The organism is Streptomyces sp. NPDC104226, assembly GCF_055584085.1.
Window position 1 is genome coordinate 71,921 of record NZ_JBVJMS010000003.1, and the last position, 19,338, is coordinate 91,258.

General features: G+C 64.1%; 32 protein-coding genes and 1 pseudogene. 10 read left to right on the forward strand and 23 right to left on the reverse strand.

All coding sequences use genetic code 11. The features are described from left to right. The first annotated feature begins 160 nt into the window (after nt 1-160). From ACZ60J_RS10145 to ACZ60J_RS10180, 8 genes are all read left to right on the forward strand, one after another. Nucleotides 161-355, forward strand: coding sequence for a hypothetical protein (locus ACZ60J_RS10145; RefSeq protein WP_469680409.1), 195 nt, complete (start codon nt 161-163; stop codon nt 353-355). 50 nt (nt 356-405) lie between these two features. Next, nucleotides 406-579: a hypothetical protein gene (locus ACZ60J_RS10150; protein WP_469680411.1), complete on the forward strand. Its 174-nt coding sequence runs from the start codon at nt 406-408 to the stop codon at nt 577-579. Between the two features lie 5 nt (nt 580-584). After that, a complete protein-coding gene (locus ACZ60J_RS10155; RefSeq protein ID WP_469680413.1) occupies nt 585-1,028 on the forward strand; it encodes a hypothetical protein in 444 nt (147 codons plus the stop codon). A 607-nt stretch (nt 1,029-1,635) separates the two neighbouring features. After that, nucleotides 1,636-2,661, forward strand: a complete 1,026-nt coding sequence (locus ACZ60J_RS10160; protein ID WP_469680415.1) for a radical SAM protein — start codon at nt 1,636-1,638, stop codon at nt 2,659-2,661. After that, nucleotides 2,658-3,305, forward strand: coding sequence for a dTMP kinase (locus ACZ60J_RS10165; RefSeq protein ID WP_469680417.1), 648 nt, complete (start codon nt 2,658-2,660; stop codon nt 3,303-3,305). The genes ACZ60J_RS10160 and ACZ60J_RS10165 overlap by 4 nt, the downstream gene beginning before the upstream one ends. Nucleotides 3,306-3,411: 106 nt before the next feature. Then, a complete protein-coding gene (locus ACZ60J_RS10170; protein WP_469680419.1) occupies nt 3,412-3,795 on the forward strand; it encodes a hypothetical protein in 384 nt (127 codons plus the stop codon). Between the two features lie 2 nt (nt 3,796-3,797). Then, the gene (locus ACZ60J_RS10175; RefSeq protein WP_469680421.1) at nt 3,798-4,589 is read left to right on the forward strand and encodes an STM4013/SEN3800 family hydrolase; all 792 of its coding nucleotides are present in this window, start codon (nt 3,798-3,800) and stop codon (nt 4,587-4,589) included. Nucleotides 4,590-4,611: 22 nt separating this feature from the next. After that, nucleotides 4,612-5,037: an NUDIX hydrolase gene (locus ACZ60J_RS10180; RefSeq protein ID WP_469680423.1), complete on the forward strand. Its 426-nt coding sequence runs from the start codon at nt 4,612-4,614 to the stop codon at nt 5,035-5,037. A gap of 52 nt (nt 5,038-5,089) precedes the next feature. On the opposite strand, the gene ACZ60J_RS10185 is transcribed toward ACZ60J_RS10180, so the two are convergent. The 17 genes from ACZ60J_RS10185 to ACZ60J_RS10265 all read right to left on the reverse strand — a co-directional run bounded on the left by ACZ60J_RS10185 (nt 5,090) and on the right by ACZ60J_RS10265 (nt 14,900). Next, nucleotides 5,090-5,494 (reverse strand): deoxycytidylate deaminase, encoded by a 405-nt coding sequence (locus ACZ60J_RS10185; RefSeq protein WP_469680424.1) that lies wholly within the window; start codon nt 5,492-5,494, stop codon nt 5,090-5,092. Continuing rightward, entirely contained in the window at nt 5,494-5,745 is a 252-nt protein-coding gene (locus ACZ60J_RS10190; RefSeq protein WP_469680426.1) for a thioredoxin family protein, read from the reverse strand. Before ACZ60J_RS10190 ends, ACZ60J_RS10185 begins: the two co-directional genes overlap by 1 nt. Then, nucleotides 5,742-5,930 carry a hypothetical protein gene (locus ACZ60J_RS10195; RefSeq protein ID WP_469680427.1) on the reverse strand — a complete coding sequence of 63 codons (189 nt, stop codon included), beginning with the start codon at nt 5,928-5,930 and terminating at the stop codon, nt 5,742-5,744. Before ACZ60J_RS10195 ends, ACZ60J_RS10190 begins: the two co-directional genes overlap by 4 nt. After that, on the reverse strand, nt 5,927-6,160 hold the full coding sequence (locus ACZ60J_RS10200) for a hypothetical protein (protein WP_469680428.1): 234 nt from the start codon (nt 6,158-6,160) through the stop codon (nt 5,927-5,929). The genes ACZ60J_RS10195 and ACZ60J_RS10200 overlap by 4 nt, the downstream gene beginning before the upstream one ends. Next, the gene (locus ACZ60J_RS10205; protein WP_469680430.1) at nt 6,157-7,980 is read right to left on the reverse strand and encodes a DNA polymerase; all 1,824 of its coding nucleotides are present in this window, start codon (nt 7,978-7,980) and stop codon (nt 6,157-6,159) included. The genes ACZ60J_RS10200 and ACZ60J_RS10205 overlap by 4 nt, the downstream gene beginning before the upstream one ends. A gap of 36 nt (nt 7,981-8,016) precedes the next feature. Further along, nucleotides 8,017-8,244, reverse strand: coding sequence for a hypothetical protein (locus tag ACZ60J_RS10210; protein ID WP_469680432.1), 228 nt, complete (start codon nt 8,242-8,244; stop codon nt 8,017-8,019). Next, the gene (locus ACZ60J_RS10215) at nt 8,244-8,372 is read right to left on the reverse strand and encodes a hypothetical protein (protein ID WP_469680434.1); all 129 of its coding nucleotides are present in this window, start codon (nt 8,370-8,372) and stop codon (nt 8,244-8,246) included. Before ACZ60J_RS10215 ends, ACZ60J_RS10210 begins: the two co-directional genes overlap by 1 nt. Further along, nucleotides 8,362-8,754 (reverse strand): hypothetical protein, encoded by a 393-nt coding sequence (locus ACZ60J_RS10220; protein ID WP_469680436.1) that lies wholly within the window; start codon nt 8,752-8,754, stop codon nt 8,362-8,364. The genes ACZ60J_RS10215 and ACZ60J_RS10220 overlap by 11 nt, the downstream gene beginning before the upstream one ends. A gap of 35 nt (nt 8,755-8,789) precedes the next feature. After that, nucleotides 8,790-8,927 (reverse strand): hypothetical protein, encoded by a 138-nt coding sequence (locus ACZ60J_RS10225; protein ID WP_469680438.1) that lies wholly within the window; start codon nt 8,925-8,927, stop codon nt 8,790-8,792. A 142-nt stretch (nt 8,928-9,069) separates the two neighbouring features. Continuing rightward, nucleotides 9,070-9,753, reverse strand: a complete 684-nt coding sequence (gene thyX, locus ACZ60J_RS10230) for an FAD-dependent thymidylate synthase (RefSeq protein ID WP_469681490.1) — start codon at nt 9,751-9,753, stop codon at nt 9,070-9,072. Between the two features lie 90 nt (nt 9,754-9,843). After that, nucleotides 9,844-10,365 carry a hypothetical protein gene (locus ACZ60J_RS10235; protein ID WP_469680440.1) on the reverse strand — a complete coding sequence of 174 codons (522 nt, stop codon included), beginning with the start codon at nt 10,363-10,365 and terminating at the stop codon, nt 9,844-9,846. A gap of 58 nt (nt 10,366-10,423) precedes the next feature. Further along, the gene (nrdJ, locus tag ACZ60J_RS10240; protein ID WP_469680442.1) at nt 10,424-12,424 is read right to left on the reverse strand and encodes a ribonucleoside-triphosphate reductase, adenosylcobalamin-dependent; all 2,001 of its coding nucleotides are present in this window, start codon (nt 12,422-12,424) and stop codon (nt 10,424-10,426) included. 10 nt (nt 12,425-12,434) lie between these two features. Then, the gene (locus tag ACZ60J_RS10245) at nt 12,435-12,623 is read right to left on the reverse strand and encodes a hypothetical protein (RefSeq protein ID WP_469680444.1); all 189 of its coding nucleotides are present in this window, start codon (nt 12,621-12,623) and stop codon (nt 12,435-12,437) included. Continuing rightward, nucleotides 12,620-13,186, reverse strand: coding sequence for a hypothetical protein (locus ACZ60J_RS10250; protein ID WP_469680446.1), 567 nt, complete (start codon nt 13,184-13,186; stop codon nt 12,620-12,622). The genes ACZ60J_RS10245 and ACZ60J_RS10250 overlap by 4 nt, the downstream gene beginning before the upstream one ends. Then, complete coding sequence (locus ACZ60J_RS10255; protein ID WP_469680448.1) at nt 13,183-13,992, reverse strand: hypothetical protein; 810 nt, start codon at nt 13,990-13,992, stop codon at nt 13,183-13,185. Before ACZ60J_RS10255 ends, ACZ60J_RS10250 begins: the two co-directional genes overlap by 4 nt. Continuing rightward, nucleotides 13,993-14,259, reverse strand: a complete 267-nt coding sequence (locus ACZ60J_RS10260) for a DUF3310 domain-containing protein (RefSeq protein ID WP_469680450.1) — start codon at nt 14,257-14,259, stop codon at nt 13,993-13,995. Then, entirely contained in the window at nt 14,256-14,900 is a 645-nt protein-coding gene (locus ACZ60J_RS10265; RefSeq protein WP_469681555.1) for a topoisomerase, read from the reverse strand. The genes ACZ60J_RS10260 and ACZ60J_RS10265 overlap by 4 nt, the downstream gene beginning before the upstream one ends. Between ACZ60J_RS10265 and ACZ60J_RS10270 the strand changes: the two genes are divergently transcribed. Further along, nucleotides 14,899-15,030: a hypothetical protein gene (locus tag ACZ60J_RS10270; protein ID WP_469681557.1), complete on the forward strand. Its 132-nt coding sequence runs from the start codon at nt 14,899-14,901 to the stop codon at nt 15,028-15,030. The genes ACZ60J_RS10265 and ACZ60J_RS10270 overlap by 2 nt on opposite strands. On the opposite strand, the pseudogene ACZ60J_RS10275 reads toward ACZ60J_RS10270, so the two are convergent. From ACZ60J_RS10275 to ACZ60J_RS10300, 6 genes and pseudogenes are all read right to left on the reverse strand, one after another. Then, nucleotides 14,971-15,159: pseudogene (locus tag ACZ60J_RS10275) on the reverse strand (CHC2 zinc finger domain-containing protein); the annotation flags it as partial. The gene ACZ60J_RS10270 and the pseudogene ACZ60J_RS10275 overlap by 60 nt on opposite strands. Before the next feature lies 1 nt (nt 15,160). Further along, nucleotides 15,161-15,409: a hypothetical protein gene (locus tag ACZ60J_RS10280; protein ID WP_469680452.1), complete on the reverse strand. Its 249-nt coding sequence runs from the start codon at nt 15,407-15,409 to the stop codon at nt 15,161-15,163. After that, complete coding sequence (locus tag ACZ60J_RS10285) at nt 15,406-15,834, reverse strand: endonuclease VII domain-containing protein (protein ID WP_469680453.1); 429 nt, start codon at nt 15,832-15,834, stop codon at nt 15,406-15,408. The genes ACZ60J_RS10280 and ACZ60J_RS10285 overlap by 4 nt, the downstream gene beginning before the upstream one ends. A 65-nt stretch (nt 15,835-15,899) precedes the next feature. Next, nucleotides 15,900-16,721: an AAA family ATPase gene (locus ACZ60J_RS10290; RefSeq protein WP_469680455.1), complete on the reverse strand. Its 822-nt coding sequence runs from the start codon at nt 16,719-16,721 to the stop codon at nt 15,900-15,902. Between the two features lie 36 nt (nt 16,722-16,757). After that, nucleotides 16,758-17,570, reverse strand: a complete 813-nt coding sequence (locus ACZ60J_RS10295) for a RecB family exonuclease (RefSeq protein ID WP_469680457.1) — start codon at nt 17,568-17,570, stop codon at nt 16,758-16,760. Beyond that, the gene (locus tag ACZ60J_RS10300; protein WP_469680459.1) at nt 17,567-17,908 is read right to left on the reverse strand and encodes a hypothetical protein; all 342 of its coding nucleotides are present in this window, start codon (nt 17,906-17,908) and stop codon (nt 17,567-17,569) included. The genes ACZ60J_RS10295 and ACZ60J_RS10300 overlap by 4 nt, the downstream gene beginning before the upstream one ends. Nucleotides 17,909-18,487: 579 nt before the next feature. On the opposite strand from ACZ60J_RS10300, the gene ACZ60J_RS10305 reads away from it, so the two are divergent. Beyond that, nucleotides 18,488-19,336 carry a helix-turn-helix transcriptional regulator gene (locus ACZ60J_RS10305; RefSeq protein WP_469680460.1) on the forward strand — a complete coding sequence of 283 codons (849 nt, stop codon included), beginning with the start codon at nt 18,488-18,490 and terminating at the stop codon, nt 19,334-19,336. The last annotated feature ends 2 nt before the right edge of the window (nt 19,337-19,338 follow it).

Sequence of the window (19,338 nt, forward strand, 5' to 3'; positions counted from 1 at the left end):
ACACCACGGAGCAGGCCAGGGGTCGGGTAATCGCGGCGCAAAGTTTTCCGGTCGACCTCAACGGCCTCGCCCTCAACTCTTCCTGTCGCTAAGGCAGTCAGCGGTCCAATCTGTTGCTCACAAGGCCAGAGGTGATCAACGGAGGTGAGAAGTGGGAACCATGGCGACGGACGAGGAGCTGAGGAAGGGCGAGCGAGCTGCGGCCGATCTGAAGGCAGCTTTCGCGATCAACGACCTGCCGAGCGTGGCCCTGTTCGAGGACCCCAGAATCCCCGGATGTTGGCGCTTCACCAGCATGACCACTCGTGACATGGAGCGCCTGACCCACATTCTCACCAACTGGAACACGAGGTGACCTTCGTGGAAGGGGACGTGGTTGTGGACGCTCTGAGTCGAGTCGGTCGTGTGGACGCAGTGAACGGCGAGGTTCTGACCCTGGTACGCCCGCCGGGGGACACGAGCTGGACCACCGAATCCCGCCTCTGCCACTACGCCAGCGAGGACGAGGAGAAGGTCATCGTCGGTGACCGCCCGGTCCGCGTCATCGGGAACCACGAGCCTCCGGCGAGAAAGAGGTGAGAGGGTTGAGTCAGCGCGAGAGGGAGCCCCGCTTCCGCAAGGGGGATCGGGTCACGGACACCGAGCGCGGCGAGCGGGGTGTCGTGAAGGTGGTCCACCGAGGAGTTCTGGAGCTGGAGAACAGCAACGGCTTCGTGTGGCCCGCAATGGAGATGGTCTGCGTGAAGGACACCTCTTCTGGCCATGCACGGAACCGAAGCCGCGGTGGGACCAAAGGCCCGGGGCCGGCCAAGCCGAAAGGCCCGATCGGTTACGAGGCGATCGAGTGCCCGCCCAACAACGTCCGCGTCGGAGACCTCATCCCGCTGGACGGCGGGTACCACCGCGTGGATGACATGAGGGCGACGAGCGGACGCTCCCAGCGAGTGCTGATCTTCCGCACGCACGCCCCCTGGCTCATGACCGTGCACGGAAAGGTCTACCGCCCCCAGGCACGAATCGCCGCCTAGATTCCCCGCCCCGGCCGTCAGGAAGGGGGCCGGGGCGGGGGCTCCAACCCAGACGGAAGCAATGGCTCGGATCGTCCTCATCACGCCATCGGTAGCCGACCTCGGTTACCCGCACCAAGTCTTCCGGGACCCGGACACCCAACGGATCTACGCGTTGAGATGCCCGGGGATCGGCTGTGGTCGGCTCGCCGTCGTGACCCGAGGCCACATCACCAACCACACGAATTACACGCTCACCGAGCCGTGCTCCATATCGGGTGTCCCCGTAGAAGACCGAGCGGCCGGGCGCCGGCCTACCCGCACCATCACCCCCAACCGGAGGCGGGCCTAGTGGAGACCTCGGAGGCATGGTGTACCGACTGATCATCTTTCTCACCAGCTTCATCCTCGGTGTCCTCTTGTGCGCCACCTGGATCAAGAACCCCTAGATCTCCCGCGCGGCGATCAGCCGTTACCCGCGCGGGACGCGCTCCCGAGAGCTTCTGGCACACCCCCCATGCCAGGAAGGGAGCTGGGCCCGGCTGCATGTGTGGTCGCTCCCGAGTAGCCGGGCCCCATCAACTCCCCGCCCCAAACGGGCGGGCAAGCCACAAGTGCGGAGGTTGCTGTGACGATCACGCTCTCCCCTTACGACCCGCCGGTAGTCGACTGGACTGCCCTGCGGAACTTCAACGCCCTCCGGGGGCAGGCTCGAATCTCCCTCACGCCCAGGTGCGACCTGGCCTGCTTCTTCTGCCACAACGAGGGGGACACACCGCCCCCGCTCACGAAGAAGGACCGCACCCAGCAGCCGCGACCCCGCGAACTGGCGGCCACGGACTACATCACGATCATCGGGGCCTTGGCCGACAGGGGCATGGATCGCTTCTACTTCACCGGAGGCGAGCCCCTCACGTCCCCGATGGCCCGCCCGGTTCTGTCCGGACTCCCGCCGCTCGGCTCGGACGGCTCGTACACCCTGATCACGAACGGCACCCATGTTCGCCAGCATCAGCCGTGGCTCGCTAAGACCCGGCTGGACAAGGTCAAGGTCTCCCTCCACTACTTCTCCGACGAGACCTTCCGGACCATCGCCCAGACCCGCTTCGAGATCGCTCTCGTCCTCGACGGCATCGAGGCCGCCCGCGAGGTCTTCAAGGAAGTCGGACTGAACTGCCTCCTCCTCACGACCAACGCGCACGAGGTCCGAGGCATCCTCGACTTCGCTCTCAACCGCCGGATGCCGGTCCAGTTCATCGAACTCGTGAACACCGACTTCAACGCCGGAATCGTGGGCAACGCTGTCTCCGCGGACGCCGTGATCCGCCACCTGCGGACCCTGACGACAGACGAGCGGATCGAGGTGGCCGGCGTCGGCCAGGGACGCCGCGTGTTCAATGTGGACGGCGTCAAGATCGACGTCATCCACCGGGACCTGGGCCGCCACCACGTGGGCCAGTGCGGAACCTGCCCCCTGCGGTCGAAGTGCGTGGAGGGCTTCTGGTCACTGCGGGTCGACCACGGCGGGGGCCTCCAGCCCTGCCTGCTGCGAGACGACCTCCGGCTGGACCTCAAGGACCACCTGACCGACCCGGAGTACCTGGCCGAAATCGTGGCCAAGCACGTCACCGCTTTCACGGAGGGAACCCTGTGATCGACGCCATCCAGCTCCCCAGCGCCTTCGAGCCCATCACCTACGACGAGGACCGCGCCGAGGTCTTCATCGCCCTCGAATCGCCCTCGGGCTTCGGCAAGTCCACCCTGGCCAAGCTGCTGGCCCGGCGGTGGGATGGGACCGTCATACACACCCTGGACACCCCGCACGACGAGTGGTCGCGAGAAGCCAGCACCCTCAAGCCGCTGCCCCAGTTCGCGTTCTACGTGTCGGGGCTGCTGAACGTCTCCGACCGCGCCCGCCAGGCCCTCACCAACGGCCCCGTGATCGCGGACCGGTACACGTCCTCCGTCGTGGCCTGCCAGGCCGCCATCCACGGCGCCACGACCTCCGAGGTGGATCGGCTGCTCTTCCCGTTCAGGCCCTACCTGGTGGTGCCGGACGCGACCTTCTACCTGCGCTGCACGGAGGAAACCCTCCGGAACCGCCTGGAACAGAAGCCGGACTACAAGCAGGACGACGCAGACCTCTTCGGCATCCCCGGGCGCTTCAAGAGCCTCGTGGAGAGTTTCGATGCGGTCGCCGCCCAGGACCCCACCGCGGTCATGCTCGAAACGGACGGGCTCACCCCGAACGATCTCGTGCACGCCATCACAGCCCACATGGAGACCATCCGTGCTTAACCCCATCGACGTCGGTGCGATCGTTCGCGACGGAGGGGCATCCGGCCGAGTCCCTGAGCAGATCCACTCCGGGGTCGCCTGGTGGTTGGCCTCCTGCTTCGTCGTGGTGACCCGGGCGAATCAGCTCGTCGTCGCCCACGACGGGCACGAGGCCAGCAGCGAGTTCTTCGACCGCCTGTGCAGAGGAGCCATCAACGCCAGGCACTACGCCTGCAAGGTCTACGACCACGGCATCGCCAAGGAAGACGAGCTGCTCACCGCCATGACCGCCCTGGGCGGTGTTCCCGGGATGCGCGTGAAGACGGACTCCGGGGACAACGGCTCTCAGGTCGTCACTATCACCCTGTACGGGAAGGACGGGAAGCCGCTGACCGACGAGTCCGGCCTCATCCTGATCCGCCAGATGATCAGCAAGGACCAGGTACCCATCCCGGTCAACGAGCACGCCCGAGGAACCATCGAGCCCTACCCGGGTGTGATGTGGAGGTAGAAGTGATCAACGCGGCGGAGATCATCGAGACCGAGACGAACATCCTCTTCGTCACCTTGGACTCCCTCCGATACGACGTAGCCCGTCAGGCCCTCGACGAAGGCCTGACCCCGGCCCTGGCCGGCCTTCTCCCCGAAGGCGGCTGGGAGCTTCGCCAGACCCCGGGATCGTTCACCCTCCCGGCCCACATGGCGTACTTCTCCGGCTTCCTGCCCAAGCTGCCGCAGCCGGAGCAGCCGACGCGTCTGTGGGAGTGCCGCCCGCCGGCCTTCAAGAAGGTGCCACCTGAGACCTTCGTCTTCGACGCTCCGAACCTGCTGGTCGGGCTCGGGCAGCACGGGTACCGCACCGTGTGCATCGGAGGCGTCACCTACTTCTCCCGGGAGACGCCGCTCGGTGGGGTGCTCCCCGCGATGTTCGACGAGGACCACTGGCGTCCGGAGTTCTGCTCCCCGGAACCGGACTCCACCCGGCATCAGGTCGACCAGGCGTTGAGCGTCGCGGAAGGGCACGCGGCTCGCCCGCTCTTCCTGTTCGTCAATGTGTCGGCCACGCACGTACCCCACGGGCACTACCTCGGTGAGAGCACGGACAGCGTCCTCTCGCAGGCCGCAGCACTCGCCTACGCTGACGAACACCTGGGGCGTCTGATCACCACGCTCACCCAGAATCAGCGGTGGCTGATCATCCTCTGCGCCGACCATGGCGACTCGTTCGGGGAGGACGGATTCTGGGGTAGGGGGACTGCCCGCCCCGAGGTGATGAATGTTCCGTTCGCGGCATTCACTCGGTGAATCAGGTCTACTCTCAATCGATATGGACCACACGGACAACACCCCGGACGCGGCCGTCATCGTGGCCGTGGACCAGGACGGCCTTGTTGCGATTCTGAACGCGGAGTTCCCCCGCCACGGCGGCGACTACCTGTTCCTCCCAGGTGGACGGGTCGAAGGGGACGAGACCCCCGAGGAGTGCGCTCGTCGGGAACTTCAGGAAGAAGCGGGAGTCACCGCAGAGTCCTGGAGGAGCCTCGGTTCGTACGCCATCACTCTCGGGACCACGGCGCGCGTTCATCTCTTCGAGGCTCACGATCTCACCCTCGGTGCCCAGCAGCTCGAACCCTCCGAGGCAGACTTCAAGCTGTCTTGGTGGCCGATGCCGGACGCCATCCAGGCTGCTGCGGAAGGACAGTTCCTCCTCCCCGCCGGCCCCCTGGCGCTCATGCTGGCAGGCCGCGCATAACGCGGCACGAACACGGAGAACCCCCGGCCTTAGGCCGGGGGTTCTCCGCACATCAGAGCACCCTTCGACTCACCTTTTCCTCAGTCAGGTAGACGATCTCCCTCACACCCGCAGAGCGGATGAGCTTCGCGCAGTCGCGGCATGGCGCCCTCGTTATGTAGATCGTCGCGTCCTGGCAGGCCGGCCAGTCGGCGTACAGCAGCGCGTTGGCCTCGGCGTGTGTCTCAAGACAGTTCTCGTATGACGTGCCGGAGGGGACTTCCGAGCGGCAGCGCGGGCACTCGCCACGGCTGCACGACGGGCCGCCTGGAGGTGATCCGTTGTATCCCGTAGAGCGGATGCGCCGGTCAGGGCCGACCACCACAGCTCCGACGCGGCTGCGGCAACAATCACCTCGTGCAGCGACAGCTTGAGCGATTCCGAGGAAGTACGTGTCCCAGTCGGGGCGATCATCCATCAAGCCGTTTCCTCGAAGAAGCCCACAAGATCCGCCTGGCTGCTCATGCCGACCAGGCGGCCGGCCTCCCGGCTGTCCTTCATCGCCATGAGGGTCGGGACGCTGCTGACCTCCAGGACCTCGAAGAGGTCGTCGGGGGCGACCACATCGGTCACGGTCACATCGGCCGTGATGGATTCCTGGGCGATCAGAGGCTTCATACGCTGGCAGGGGATGCAGGCCGGGGACGAAAAGAGAAGGTACGAGGTCACTCCGCGGTCTCCTGCTCCTTGTAGCCCCAGTGGATCTTTGCCGCGTTCATCAGGTCGGTGAGAGTCACCTCGTTGTCGCCGCAGCAGGAGCAACCACCCTCGGCTATGGGGTCGTCGCGGTCCTTCATCCAGAGGACGACGCCGCCGTTTTCCATACCTTCAACAGTGAAGTGATCGGTGTTCACTCGGTCACCTCCGCTGCCGGGGTGCCGATCATGAGGAGGTGCCAAACATCGGCGCCCATGGCTTCGGCCAGATCCTTCGGCACTCCCCAGTCCTTCGCCTCCCTGATGACTGTCCCGCTGATTCGCGCGGACTTGAGGGCCGCGAGGCCGGTGCTCTCGATGAGCCGTTCGTGGATTTCCTTGCTGATACCGCCGACCAGTTCGTCAAACGGATCGTTCTCGTTGCTCATTCGTTCTCCTTGTGGATGGTGTCGCAGAGGTCGCAGTACTGGCCGGCAGCCATGTATCCGCAGCCCCAGCTCTTTCCGTAGACCGACACATCGGTGTCTATGAGGACGCCATTCATGGTTTCCTTCATGATTTGGGCGGCCTTGGTGGTGGCCTTCGAGGCGTGTTCTTCCGGGAATTGGAAGATCACCTCGTCATGGACCGGGAGCAGGCAGTAGGGTCCGTATCCGGCTGTCTGGAGTCGGAGGATGGCCCGGCCTGTCACATCCCGGCTCGCGCTCTGTACCGCATAGTTCAATGCGGCGTATGGGCGCCGCTTGTCAACCAGGAGCCGACGCCCCGTGTTTGTGGTGATGTAGCCGAAGCGGCGGGCTTCCTTCTGTAGCTCCTCGGAGTACTCCCGGACCCTGGGGAAGGCGTCGAAGAAGCCGTCGATCGCGCGTCGAGCTGTCTCCTCGCTGACTCCGGCCTGTGAGGCGAGGGCGGCCCAGCCTCCTCCGTACACGGTGAGGAACCCGGCCATCTTTCCCGTAGCCCGATCGACTCCGGCGGAGTCCGCGGTGATCTGGTGGAGGTCGGCTCCTTCACGGAAGGCCCGCTTCATGGCCTTGTCTCCCGACAGGGCCGCCAGGACTCGAAGCTCCTGGGCCTTGTAGTCCACGGCGCAGATCACGTATCCGGGGTCCGCGATGAAGCCTCGGCGGACCAGAGAATCCTTGGAGGGGAATGTCTGGGCCGGTATCGCGCCCGAGATCGACATCCGGGCCGTCCGGGCGCCAGTCGAGTTGATCGCGGCGTGCAGCCGATCCCCGGAGTCCCGGTTGTTCAGGGCGTTGTCGAACCATGTGCTCTTGGCCTTGGCTGCCTTCTTGCCCTGGTAGATCGCCTCACACAGGGGATCGCCGAGGTGGGCTTTGAGGAGCTGGTCATCGACCTTGGGCTGGCCCGTGGGGGTTGTGTCGGTTGGCCGGATTCCCCGGCCGATGATCGCGTCCCCCACCTGTTTCGGTGAGTTGATGTTCTCCAGTCCGAGCTTCGCGGCCACTTCCTTGAAGTGGACTTCGGTACGGGCCAGTTCGTGAGCGCGAGCTTGGATGTACGGGACGTCCGCCTTGATGCCCTTGCGGACCATGTAGGCGCACGCGGCGGCGAGCTGGTGTTCGTAGTCGAGGAGCTTTCGGGCGGAGGCCGGTATCAGCGGCTTGAGCTTCCGGGCCAGCCGGAAGGCCAGTACGGGGTCCATGCCGGCGTAGAGGTTGAAGCCTTCATGTTCCAGCGGGACGACCGGCCACACCTCGGCCTTCTTGACCTTCAACTCCTTGGCGATGGCGGTCATGCTGCTCTTCACCTCATCGGCCACCACTGTTGAGAGGTAGTGGCGGGTGAGTTCTTCGAGCGAATGACCTATGCCGCCGTCTTTGCGACCCCTGCTGTCTACGAGGTGGGCGACGATGCGGCTGTCGAGGAGTCGCGGGAATACTGATTCGGCCTTGACTCCCCACACCCGGTCCATGCAGAGGATGTCGTAGGTGCCGTTTTGCATGATGAGCTTCTGGACCCACGCGACAGCCTTGATTGCGTCCTCTTGAAAGAGGCCACCCTTCTCCACGGGGAGGACGTAGCTCTCGTGAGCGTTCCCGAACTGCGCGAGGCGGATTCGGAAGCCGTCCTCCCACCAGGAGAGGCCGTCTGTCTCTGTGTCGAAGCCGAGTGCGCGCCGGTTGGCGATGACGAAGTTCCGGAATTCGGGGAGGTCTTCTTCTGTCTCAACGACGTTGATGCGGATGCTGTCGCCGTTGAGGCTGTAGTCGATGACCTTCACAGAAGACTCCCAATGTCACATTCCAACTTCCCGCTCTCAAAAGGGCGGCTTCATACTTCGGTTTCGATCCCGCTCCGCGACCAGCGCGTCAAACTTTGCTTCGAGCGCGCTGTACTCGCGTACGACGATGTCGAGTTCTCGTTCCAGCTCGTCTGCGTAGAGGCCGAGCCGCTGTGCGATCTGCTGGTGCTTCGAGGCCGCTCGCTGGCTCAGCGCCAGCTCCGCTTCCACCTGCCGCAGTGCCGCAGCCTTCCTTCCGAGCATCAGTAGGTGCCTTCCAGGACGGTGGGGAACTCGGACTCTTCGGTGAGCGGGCCCACCCGCCGCTCGACGGTCATGTTGTTGTGGACGTAGACATGAAGAGGGACTTCGTCCCAGGTCTCAAAGAACACCGGCGGCCCGCATCGCGGTCGTCACCTCGTCAAGGCTGGCCTGGCTGGTGGCAGCGTCCGACCAGCGCTTGCCCTCCTGGGCACGATCGATCACACCCAGCAGGGCGCGCTTGCGGTCCGCAAGGTGCTTCACGAGCTGGACGTACCGGTGGCCGGCCCCCGCGGTCTTGCGGGTCCGCTCCGCCTCGTACCGGCCTCGCCAGTCCTTCGAGGCGCGCTTCTCATCGTCGTAGCGCTGGGTCCAGTACTTCCGGGCGTCGGTCAGTTCCGTCACCTTTGCTTCGGCCTGCGCGAGCTGGTCTCGCAGGGAGGTGATCAGCGCCGTGTTCTCCTCCTTGACCTCGATCGTCACCTTGTCCAAGGGGACGTTCAGAAGGTCCATCTGGGAGTTCCCACGCTCAAAGGTGGTCCACATGCTCATTCGTTGGCTCCAGGTATCTCGCAAGCCGTGCAGGCTGCGGGTTCTTCGGGGGTTTCGTCGGCGGGGTAGTCCAGGACGAAGGACATGCCGCAGCGGCACTGGTAGAAGGCCAGGAGGCTCACCAGCTCGGCCATCAGCGGAGGCGGGTGACGCAGCGGGCGGGGGTGTCGCCGACCTTCGCGTACGTCCACAGGCCGCAGGGGGCCTTGATCCAGATGAGGAATGAACTAACTGCGACCAGCACAAGGAGGAGCGCCGCCAGGGCGTTGCCGAGCTTCACGGCCCCACCCGTCCGTTCCGCACGAAGGTCTCGTGGGTCATCGGCATGTGGGTCTTGAAGTGCTCTTCCATCTGGTCCGCGACCATCTGAATCTCGACCTGGGGAAAGCTCGGGTAGGCCGCGTCATCACTCTTCGTGCGGAGCGACAGGAAGTGCATCAGGCTCCGCGGATTGCAGGTGACGTAGAAGGTCGAGAAGGTTCCGACCGGGAGGACGCTGCGGGCGACCTCGCGGGCGACGCCTTCGCCCAGCATGGCCTGGTACTGGGTCCATGCCTCGGTGTAGGCCATGCGCAGGGCCTCCCCGGCCACGAGGGCCTGGCGGAAGGTTCCGGCCTTGAAGTCGTACTTTCCGGCGCGGCCGACCTGGACCAGGGGGCGGTCGCCGGCCGGGACGTAGAAGACGGGTTCCAGTTCCCGGTACCGGGCCGATTCCTCGTTGTAGCTCATGCCGGCCCGATGCCTCATGAACTCGCGGACGACGAAGATCGGGGCGGAGATCCGGAACGTGAACAGGCCGTGCTCGAATGGAGAGCCGTGCCGGTCGCGCATGAGGTAGTTGATCAGGCCCTCGTTCTTCTCGCGGGTATAGGCCTGGACCGTGTTGCCGGTGGTGGAGACTCGGGCGGCCATGCAGACCATCTCGTCGTTGGCGAGCTGCTGCACGAGCTCCACATCCATGGCGCTCTGAAACTTCACGGGTGCCTTTCGGGGCCGGGGGGCCGGGCGGCAACCCGGCCCCCACGTGTCACATTCCAACTTTTAGCGCTGCTACTTCTGGACGTACTTGCCGCTCTTCTTATCCAGGAAGGCAGGCGGGCACTGGTCGGACTTCTCGCGCTCGGTGCAGAACATCGCCTCCCAGTCACCCTTGGCGAAGTGCTTCCGGCCGTGGGGGCAGGTGTCGTTCACCACGGCGGGACCGCCGTCCTGCTGGACACGACCGCCAGAGAAGGTGGTCTTGACCGCGGCCTTGGCCGCGACGCCCTTGTCCTTGGTGTTCAGCTCGGTGTTGAACGTCTGAATCTTGGCCATCTTGCGGAGCATGGATGCGATGGCCGGCCCCTCCTCCTCCAGGAGGTTGTCCATCTCGGCGACGGTCGCCGCCCGCAGCACGGCGAGGGAGGCGTCATAGCCGAGACCCCCCTTGAAGGAGACGGTGACACCCTCGGGCGCGGCGGTCGGGGCGGGGGCGGCAGTGGTCACAGGCGACTCCATGTTGGTCTCGTTCGGGGTGGTGTTCTCGGTGGGTTCATCCCAGGGGGAACCGCTTCCGAAGGGGCTCTCACTCATGTCTTGATCCTCGCATTCCTAGTGTCACATTCCAACTTGAGAGTGCGTGATCTAACTCTCAGATAGGGCAGGCCCCGGAGGCGCAGACCTCGTCATAGCCGGTATCTGCCACGACCTCCCCGATTTCGGACATGCGCTTCTCGTATTCCTCTTCGGAGATCCGCTCGTACGGGGGCTGGGTCCGACTCATCTCCGGGAAGATGGTGGTCCCCTTGAGGACCGGCAGGAACCCACGCAGGATTTCGTACACGTCCATCGCCGTATAGGTCTCCGGGTTCACCGAGGCCGTGTAGGACACGGCTTGGTCGGCCCAAAGCTCCTGGTACATCCGCTGAACCGAGAGCATCTGTTCAAGGGTCAGCTCCCCTGCGTGCTCGAAGGCCTCTACGCACTCGGGGTAGTCAGGGAGGAGCGGGTCCACAGTCGGGATCTCGACCACGACCGTGTTCGCCGAGTACACGCACGGCTCGGTGCGGTAGCCCTTCCTCTCGTACGCCTCGATCTGGGCCTTCTCGGTGGGCTCGATGGACGAGAACCGAATCCGGCGAAGGAAGAAGTCCGAGAAGGGGGCATGGATGCCCTCACCCGAAGCGCTGGCGAGCTTGGACGTGGTACCGGTCGGAGCGATCACCCTCTTCTTGATGGGTACCGGGATGCGTAGCTCATTGGCGTATTCCGCGGCGGCCTGGTCCACGGTGTCCGCGAAGTGGGCGAGGTCGGAGCGGACGCTGTGGTTGTACGGGGCTCGGCTGTACTTGATGCCCTGCCTGACCAGGTAGTCCGCGAACCCGAGGTGTCCGACGCCGATTCGCCTGAACTTCCGGATGGCCTCAGCCGACTTCGGGTCAGCCACCTTGGCGCATGTCGCACGGATGAGGTAGCGGGTGGCGTACCGGTGCGCGTCCTCCAGGCCGGCCAGGTCGGCTGCCCCGTCACGAACGAACCTACCGAGATTGACGGAACCGAGGTTGCACGGCTCCCAGGCGGTCAGCGTCGCTTCACCGCAAGGGTTGGTGGTGAAGGTGCCGTCTACCTCACCCTCGGCAGTCAGCGTCGAGTTCCAGAAGCCAGGCTCCCCGTTCCCAAGAGCGCCCTCGGCGATCGCCTTCATGATCTTCTGGGCACGGGGGTTCTTCTCGTCCAGGGCCTTCATGAAGGCTGAGTCGATCTCGACACTGATGTTCGTCGTCCACATCGCCGTGTCCGAAGACTTGCACTTCAAGAACTCCTCGATCTGGGAATCGTCCCAGTGCATGATGCTCATGCGGGCCGACCTGCGAACTCCGCCCGCGACGATGGCCATTGCGATCTGATGGTCTATCGCCATGGCATCCATGCCGTTGAGCGGCCAGCCGGCAGCCTCCGAGAGGATCGCGCCGACCTCGATCATCATGCGGGCGAACGGCTCGGGGCCCGAGGCGGTCCCACCGAAGCTTCGAAGCGGTGCTCCCTTGCCTCGGATGCGGCTCACGTCGAAGACCCGGTTGTGATGCTTCATCGTCGGCTCGTGCGCCGTGCGGATCAGGTCCCCGAGCGCCCAGGCCCAACCCTCCCGCGAGTCCTCCACCGAGTAGGCCCCGGCCCACTCGTAGTCGTACTCGGAGCTGAGGAGCCCGGCCTTGGACAGTTCCTCGTGGTCGGGGTGCGCGGGATCGCACACGATGTGTACGGTCACGCAGTTCTCGACGGTCGGGGCTCCGTGGAGGTACCGGCTGCTGTAGTTGCTGCCGACGCCGCCGCCCTCGGCCAGGCGGAGAAGGGTGAATGTGTAGTGCTCGGCGGGGTCTTCCGACCATCCCGCGGCCCAGCAGTTGTTCAACGCGAAATTGTTTACGCCGCTGCTCTTGAGGTGCCGGCCTGCGGGCAGGAACTTGAAGTCCTGGATCAGGTCAATGAGGGCCTGGCGCTCGCCGCTCTCGATGTATCGGGGCTCGACCAGTGCCAGGTTGCCGTCTACGACACGTTCGACGGTCTCGGGCCAGCTCTCCTGCGAGCCGTCGGGCTTCTTACGGGAGTAGGTGCGGAGGAACACGGTTTCTGCGGTTTCGGTCTGGAACAAGCGTTTCCCCTTAGTGGTTGGCCGCGAGTGCGGCGGTCAGCATTTCGATGACCTTGCGAAGGTCCTGCCGGTCGATGTTGAACTCCGCGCTGTCTGCCGCGCTGTGGAGTCCGAGGTAGACGGGCGAGATGGTGCCGGAGTCGTAGATCACGTCGAACGTGATGTCGTCACGGTCGTAGTGGTGGCGGGTCTCGATCACGCCTGGACCTTTCGTCGGATTGAGCGGTTCATCTCGTAGGAGAGGGCGACGACCGCCCGTTGGCAGGCTTTCTGGTCTGCGTCGGAAGTGAGAGGTATTCCAAGGACGTATCGGCTGTGGAGGAGTCGCTGATACCGCTCGTTGATCCGCTTCATGGCGTCCTCGGCGTCCAGCCGGGCCGTGTGAAGGTTCTCGCTGACGGTGCAGTGGTTGAGGTCGTCCTTCTTGCCGATGAGTCCGCTGAACTCCTCTGCGGTGTAGACCATGGTCAGGAGGGCCGACTTGGCCTCGTCGGCGGTGTAGAAGTACTCGCCGTCCACCAGGTCCCGGTAGAGTCGTTCCTTGGCGGCGTACCGCTTGCCGGCCGTCCAGAAGATCCGCTTGAGGAGGGCCTGGTCCTCGATGGCCAGGGCGACGTTCTTCCGCTCCCGGATGGCGTGTTCCAGGATGGCCTGCTTCACGTCGTCGGCTTCGACGATGTGCCAGCGTTCCGCGATGGAGTAGGCCACCTTCCCGGCGAGGTCGGACAGGTAGGCCCAGTCGAGTTCGACGTTCTCTGTCACGCTGCTGCCTTCCGTACGAACTGCCCGTTCTCGGCCCGGTGCAGGGCCCCGTACCGCTGACCCTCGACCGTGAAGGAACCGTCACTGGCCATGGGGACCAGGACCGGTGTCACGTCCCCGTATTTGCCGATGTAGAGCACGGTGAAGCCGGCCTGCCAATTGGTCGCCCCGCGCTTCAGGTAGGTGGCCTTGTTGATGTCCATGAAGTGGCCGACCTCGACTCCGGTGAGGGTCTGGAGGTTGCCCTTGTAGCCCCTGGACTCGTTGATGAGTCCGAGCTTGTGCACGTGGCCCATCACCACCGACTTGCCCATGGCCCGAGCTGCTGCCATGGCGGAGCCTCCTGCGTAGCGGCTGGACGAGAACCCGAGGTGGCCGTGTGTCGCTGTCCATCCCTCGGCGAAGTCGTAGAAGTCGCCCAGGTCGGCGATCTCGAATCCGGCGTAGTCGAGAAGTTCGGGCTCGTCGAAGGCGCCTGTCTTAGCGAGGGCCGGCGCGTACTTTCGGAGGTAGTCACGCGGCCGGTCGCCGTGGTTCGAGCGGAGGATGCCGAACCGGCCGCTGAAGACTTCTCGTACGGGGGCGATGACCTTCTTCTTGGTGTAGGCGGCCTGGTCGTAGACGTCGTCTTCGAACTCTCCGCGGCTGCCCTTGTTCCAGCGGGAGGGGGCGGTGAAGTCGCAGGTGTCACCGATTCCGAGAACTTCATCTGGTTCGAAGTCCTTTACGAAGCTGGTCCAGTTCCGGACCATGCGGGGGTCTTCGAGGGGAGCCTGTACGTCAGGCAAGACAACGATTCGCTTCATTCACTTCTCCACACGGATGTTGGCGATGTACCTGTTCGCGTACCAGATGAGCTTCTGAAGGTCCTGGCTTCCGCCGTCCTGGTGCTTGTGCTGGCAGCGCATCAGGTACTTGATCTGGTTGCCGAGGAGGTAGCCGAGGAAGGCTTCGTGGGTCATCGACGCCTGGATGATGTCGATGACTTCGTAGGCGCCTCGGGTGTAATGAGCCGGGCTGTTCACGGCATCGGCGTCACATTCCAACTTCTTGTCCTCGAAGAGGCGACTCATGACAGACCACACTTCTCTCGAAGGGCCTGGGGCCCGAATTCCTTGACGAATCGGCACACGTCGTACTTCTTGTCGAAGTAGATCGGCACGAGGTTGGGGATGCGCTCGGCGAGCTTGGCTACGAACTGCTCGCCGGGTCCGTCGCCGTCCGTGAAGCCGAAGACGACCTCGTACCCGAGGAAGGCGGGGTCGAAGTGGTCCCTCCACCCGGAGACGCCAGGGACTCCGGGGGTTGGAATGTCAGCCAACTCGGCGGCCATGCCGTCGAACTCACCCTCACTCAGGCCGATGTAGGGGCTGGGACGAATAAGGGAGGCCGTGTTGTAGAGCATGGGCTTCGAGCCGGGGAGCGACTGATACTTCCCATGTCCGTCGTGCTCCTCTTCATCGCGCCAGGAACCGTCCGGATTCCTGATGCACTGATCCGCGATGCAACGGAAGCGGATGGTCGCTACCCCGTTCTCACCACCTGCCGGCCGAAGGTACGGAATCGCGAGTCGGCCTGCCTGCTTCTCATGCCCCGTAGCGGGGTGCTCGACGTACCCGAGACCCATCCGGGTCGCGATGCTGTCCAAACCTCGGTGCCTGATGTACTCCGCGGCCGGACTGCCGGGGAAGCTCATGCTGTAGCCCTGGGCCATGTCCACCATCGAAGCGGTGGGCGGCGAACTCTTGAGCTGCACGGAACCCGATGCCTTCCTTTCTCATGATCACGTCGTAGCCGTCTTCGCTGATATCGCAGGCGAAGCAGGACCAGCGGGCCTTGAATGAACTAACTGACGCGCTGGGATTGTTCTCCGGGTGCTCGGGGCAGTGGATCTTCTCCCAGCCGCCCCTCCCCTTCACATCCACCTCGGGGTAGTAGTGCCGGAAGACCTGGACGATGTCCGGCTTCGCCATGTCACATACCAACCTTGAGGGCCGATTCAAGGCGGAGCTGGTTCATAACGTCCACCTCGGCGCGAACCAGCTCGGCCAGGGCGGGAATGCCCATCTCCTGCCGCATGGCGTCTCGGCGGCCCTTGTAGATGGCCACAGCCTGCTCGTGAAGCCCGAGCTGGGCTTCGGCTTCCAGGAGACGGAGGAGTTTCGTCAGGTTCGTCTTGCGAGTAAAGGTCACGTAGAGCGTGCCGCCGTCGAAGCTGATCATTTTCCGTCTTCCTTGTGATACCGCTTGCCGATGATTTGGATGGCCGGCGGGTTGTCGAGGTAGTCAGCCGCATTGCGGAGGATCGCCGGGCTGTCCCGAGCACCCTTCGCCAGCAGATAGTTGTTGCAGCGGCGGCAGAGGAGTCCGCGACAGAGGCCGGTCCTGTGGTCGTGATCGACGCTGAGGCGCTGCTGTCGGGCCTGCCGGCAGATGGCGCACTTCCCGCCCTGCTCCTGGAACAGGGTTGAGTATTCGCCCGGACCAAGTCCGTATGTCGCCTGGACTCTCGTCTCGTGGGAACTCGCACTCCGGGTGCGTTTTCTGCATGACGCACAGACCTTGCCGCGCGTAGAGGTGTAGAACTTCTCAGCCCGGTTCCGTTCGCACTTCACGCACGCCCGGAAACCCTTCCTCGGAGGACTCATCCCCCTGCCCCCCTTCCTCAATTATGTCACATTCCAACTTGGCGGCCAAACGAAAAGACTGTGAGCTAGAACTCATCGTCCAGGTCGGAGATTTGAAGATTCGACGTATTGACCTCGAAGGAGGCGTACGTCGCGCCGGAGGGGTCTGTGAATCCCTCACGGTTCTTCACGGGGCTGATGTGCAGGGTGCGGCCGTTCATGCCGTCCACTTCGGCGTGAATGGTGAGGACGACGGACGGCACGCGCCCGATCTTGCCCTTCACGCCATCCAGCGGGATCGGCTTGATCCCGGAGCTGTACTCGCCGACGACGTGATGCATGGCCATCACGTGCGAGTGGGTCTCCCTTGCCATCTCGTTGAAGTAGTCGCAGAGCCCTTCGAGGCCAAAGGTGTACTCCTCGGCGTTCGAGGAGCCCCCGCCGTCCACGTTGGTGATGTTGTCCACGACCACCAGGTGGGGGTAGATGCCGAACACCTCCCGGTAGCTCTCAAGGTGCGTTTCGATCTCCTTGGGGGTTGGCCTCGCCTGATAGTTGAACCGCAGCCACCACCGCTTGGCGAGTGCGGCCTCGTACACCGCAAAGGAGCCGTCGTCGGCGACCAGCTTCTTCTTGATGTCGCGGGCGTTGTCACCAGTGATCATCGCCGTGGCCCGCGAGAGCTGCGTGGCGGCAGTGCTGTCCGCCGAGAAGTACAGCGTGGGCACGTTCGACCAGACCGCCAGCCACAGGGCTGCCAGGGACTTGCCGGTGCCGCCCCCCGCGCACACGACGGAGAAGTCACCGCGACGGAACTCGACGTCGAGTTTCGAGAGCCCGGTGAAGGGGTTCTTCAAGGGCTCGCCGGCCGCACCGCGGACGAGTACGGACTGATTGAGACTGAACAAGGGTCACTTCCTCACGTGATGGGTCACATTCCAACTTCAGCGCCGAAAAACGCAGGCGTGGGAGACGTCGCAGAATCGGCATCCGAATCCGGGCTTGGCGGGGAAGTCGCCGGACTTCACCCCTTGGTCCATCCGGACGATCCTCTCCGTGATCTCGTCCTGGTCGGCGTCCGCCAGCTTCACGGGCCGGGAGACCTTGCCGGTCTTGGCCAGGTACCAGTCCCCGGAGGTCGCCTGCTGTTCGGGGTAGATCTGGTTCAGGGCCATCCCGTATACCCACAGCTGGAACTTGCTTTTGGTCGAACCCGTTTTGAGGTCGCGGACCCGGTTCGATTCGTCCCGGTTCTTCACCACCTGGTCGATGTAGCCGCGCACCTGTACGCCGCCGAAGTCGGCCAGAAAGTACATCTCGATCGCAGGCTTACTGCCGTCCGGGTACCAGAGCACGGGCGCGTACTCCTGTACGTACTCGACGTACTCGCGGGTCTGGCGGGAGCCTGCCTCGTAGCGCTCTTCGAGGTCGTCGGCGGCCGTGCCGCGGTTCGCCCGCATCCACAGGTCCACGTCGTTGACCTCGTCCAGGCCTCGGTTGATGCCCTTGGTGTATTCGTCCCGGAAGACGTCCACCACGGCATCGACGGCCGCCTCCCGGCCGCCGAGCTCGAACCGCTCGGCGGCCGTGTGGAAGGCGGTGCCGTGGACGCTCCAGGCGGCAGGTCGCGGTTGGACCCGCTCCACCCTCTTGAGCCAGCCCTTGTGCGGACACTCCTCGAATTCCGTGACCTGACTGACGGACCGCGCCATGCCGGCCCAGCGCTCGTAGTTCTTCTCGATGCTCACTTCGGTCACGCGATTGCCTCCTGAAAGATTCCGAACTGGATGAACGACGTGGACCCCTTCATCTTCGGGTGGGGCCAGTCGCAGAAGTCGTTGTAGACGATGACGCAGTCCCGCACGGGCCGCCCCACCCTCTCTTCAAGGAGGGCGAGCTGCCGACGCTCAGCGTCTCCCACATTGCTGCCGAGGGTCACCGTAGTGATCTCCCCATAGCCGACAGCGGTGGCCGTAACGATTCCACATGCAGGGGTTTCTACGGGCCGCTCGGACCACTGCTCGCACTGCGCGAAGGCAATGTTGATTTCAGCAGCATGAACATGGACCTTCATGTCTTTGAAGGTTTCGAACACGACGCCCCTCTTTCGCTTCCAACCGCCTCGGCTGTCGCACCTCGAACACTACAACCCCAGGCAGGGAAATGTCACATTCCAACTATATTGATGGCCGCCAATCGCACGGCTCTCTGTAACGAAGCCGTCCGCTTGCGAATGCGACGATCCCCACGGCAACGCCAACGCACATCCCTTCCCTCGGCGTAGCCACCCCCCGAAGCAGGCTGGCCAGCCATGCGGCCCCGCCTCATACAAACACCAACACCCCGAGCGGAAGTCGAGATCCCCGCCGCAGCGCGCTTCGATGATTGTTACGCACACCGAACCGGAACGATGTTTCCGGAACCCAAGTGCCGGAAGGTGTACCCGCCGGCTCCGCCCTCAACGATTGCCCCGGGGCCGCCAGAGAGAGCAATGCCCTTTCGCGCATCCTTTAGGGATAGGCCAACTTCCTTTTGACATCAACCTCCCCTGGTTTTCCGCCACCTACCCACCTTACGCGGGATGCACGAGCGAGCTCGCGACTCAATCACTGATACCCTCCGCTAACCCTCAGATAAGAGGGAACTAAGAGAGCAAGCAGAGAGACAGTGCAATATGCCGGATGGTTTGACAGGGTCACTTCGATCTGACTCTGAAGTCGGTGACGAGACGTCCGGCCTGCCACGGTTTTTGCGTGCGTGGCGAGCGGGCGCGGGCCAAAAGATGGGCCTGAATAGGCCGATGCCCCAGGCTCTCGTAGCCCAACGCTGCGGCATGAGCGACCGGTGGTACAGGGACATGGAGAAGGGCTACATGCCCCGGCCCGACCGAGAGGCCATGGAGCGCCTTGCCGATGCCTTGCTCCTGGATCCCGACCAGCGATTGACGCTCTTCCTTTACACCGTGGGTTGCACCCCGCCCGCAGGCGTGACCGCCCTCCACGACTCTCCGGAGCACAGAGCCATACAGCTGGTTCTGGATCAGCAGGACCCCCGGCCAGCCTACGTCTCCGACGCCGACTGGAACGTCATCGCGTATAACCGGCCCATGGGTGAATGGTTCCCGTGGGTGCGGGAAGAGGGCGCCAACCTGATGCACTGGGGGCTGATCAACCCCGAGTCCCGCGACCAGCTCGTCAGCTGGGAAAGTCATGCCCGCGTGTACCTGAGCATGATCCGCCTGGAACTCGCCCGGGGCCGCAGTAGCAGCGTCCTCCCCCAGATCCTTGAGCAGGCCCTTGAGGACCCACTGATCCGCGGCTACTGGGCCGAAGACACAACCGTGATCGCCAACCGGGATGGACACCACTTCCGTCTCCGCATTCCCCGGTTCCCTCAGGAGATCGACCTCATCAGCCAGGTTTTCATCCCGGCGAGGTTCGAGAACTTGCGCCTGGTCCTTCTCACCTGGCCGCACGAGGCGGAAAGCCCGCTGGGCTTTATGGTTCCGCCCGTCCTCGGCTGAAC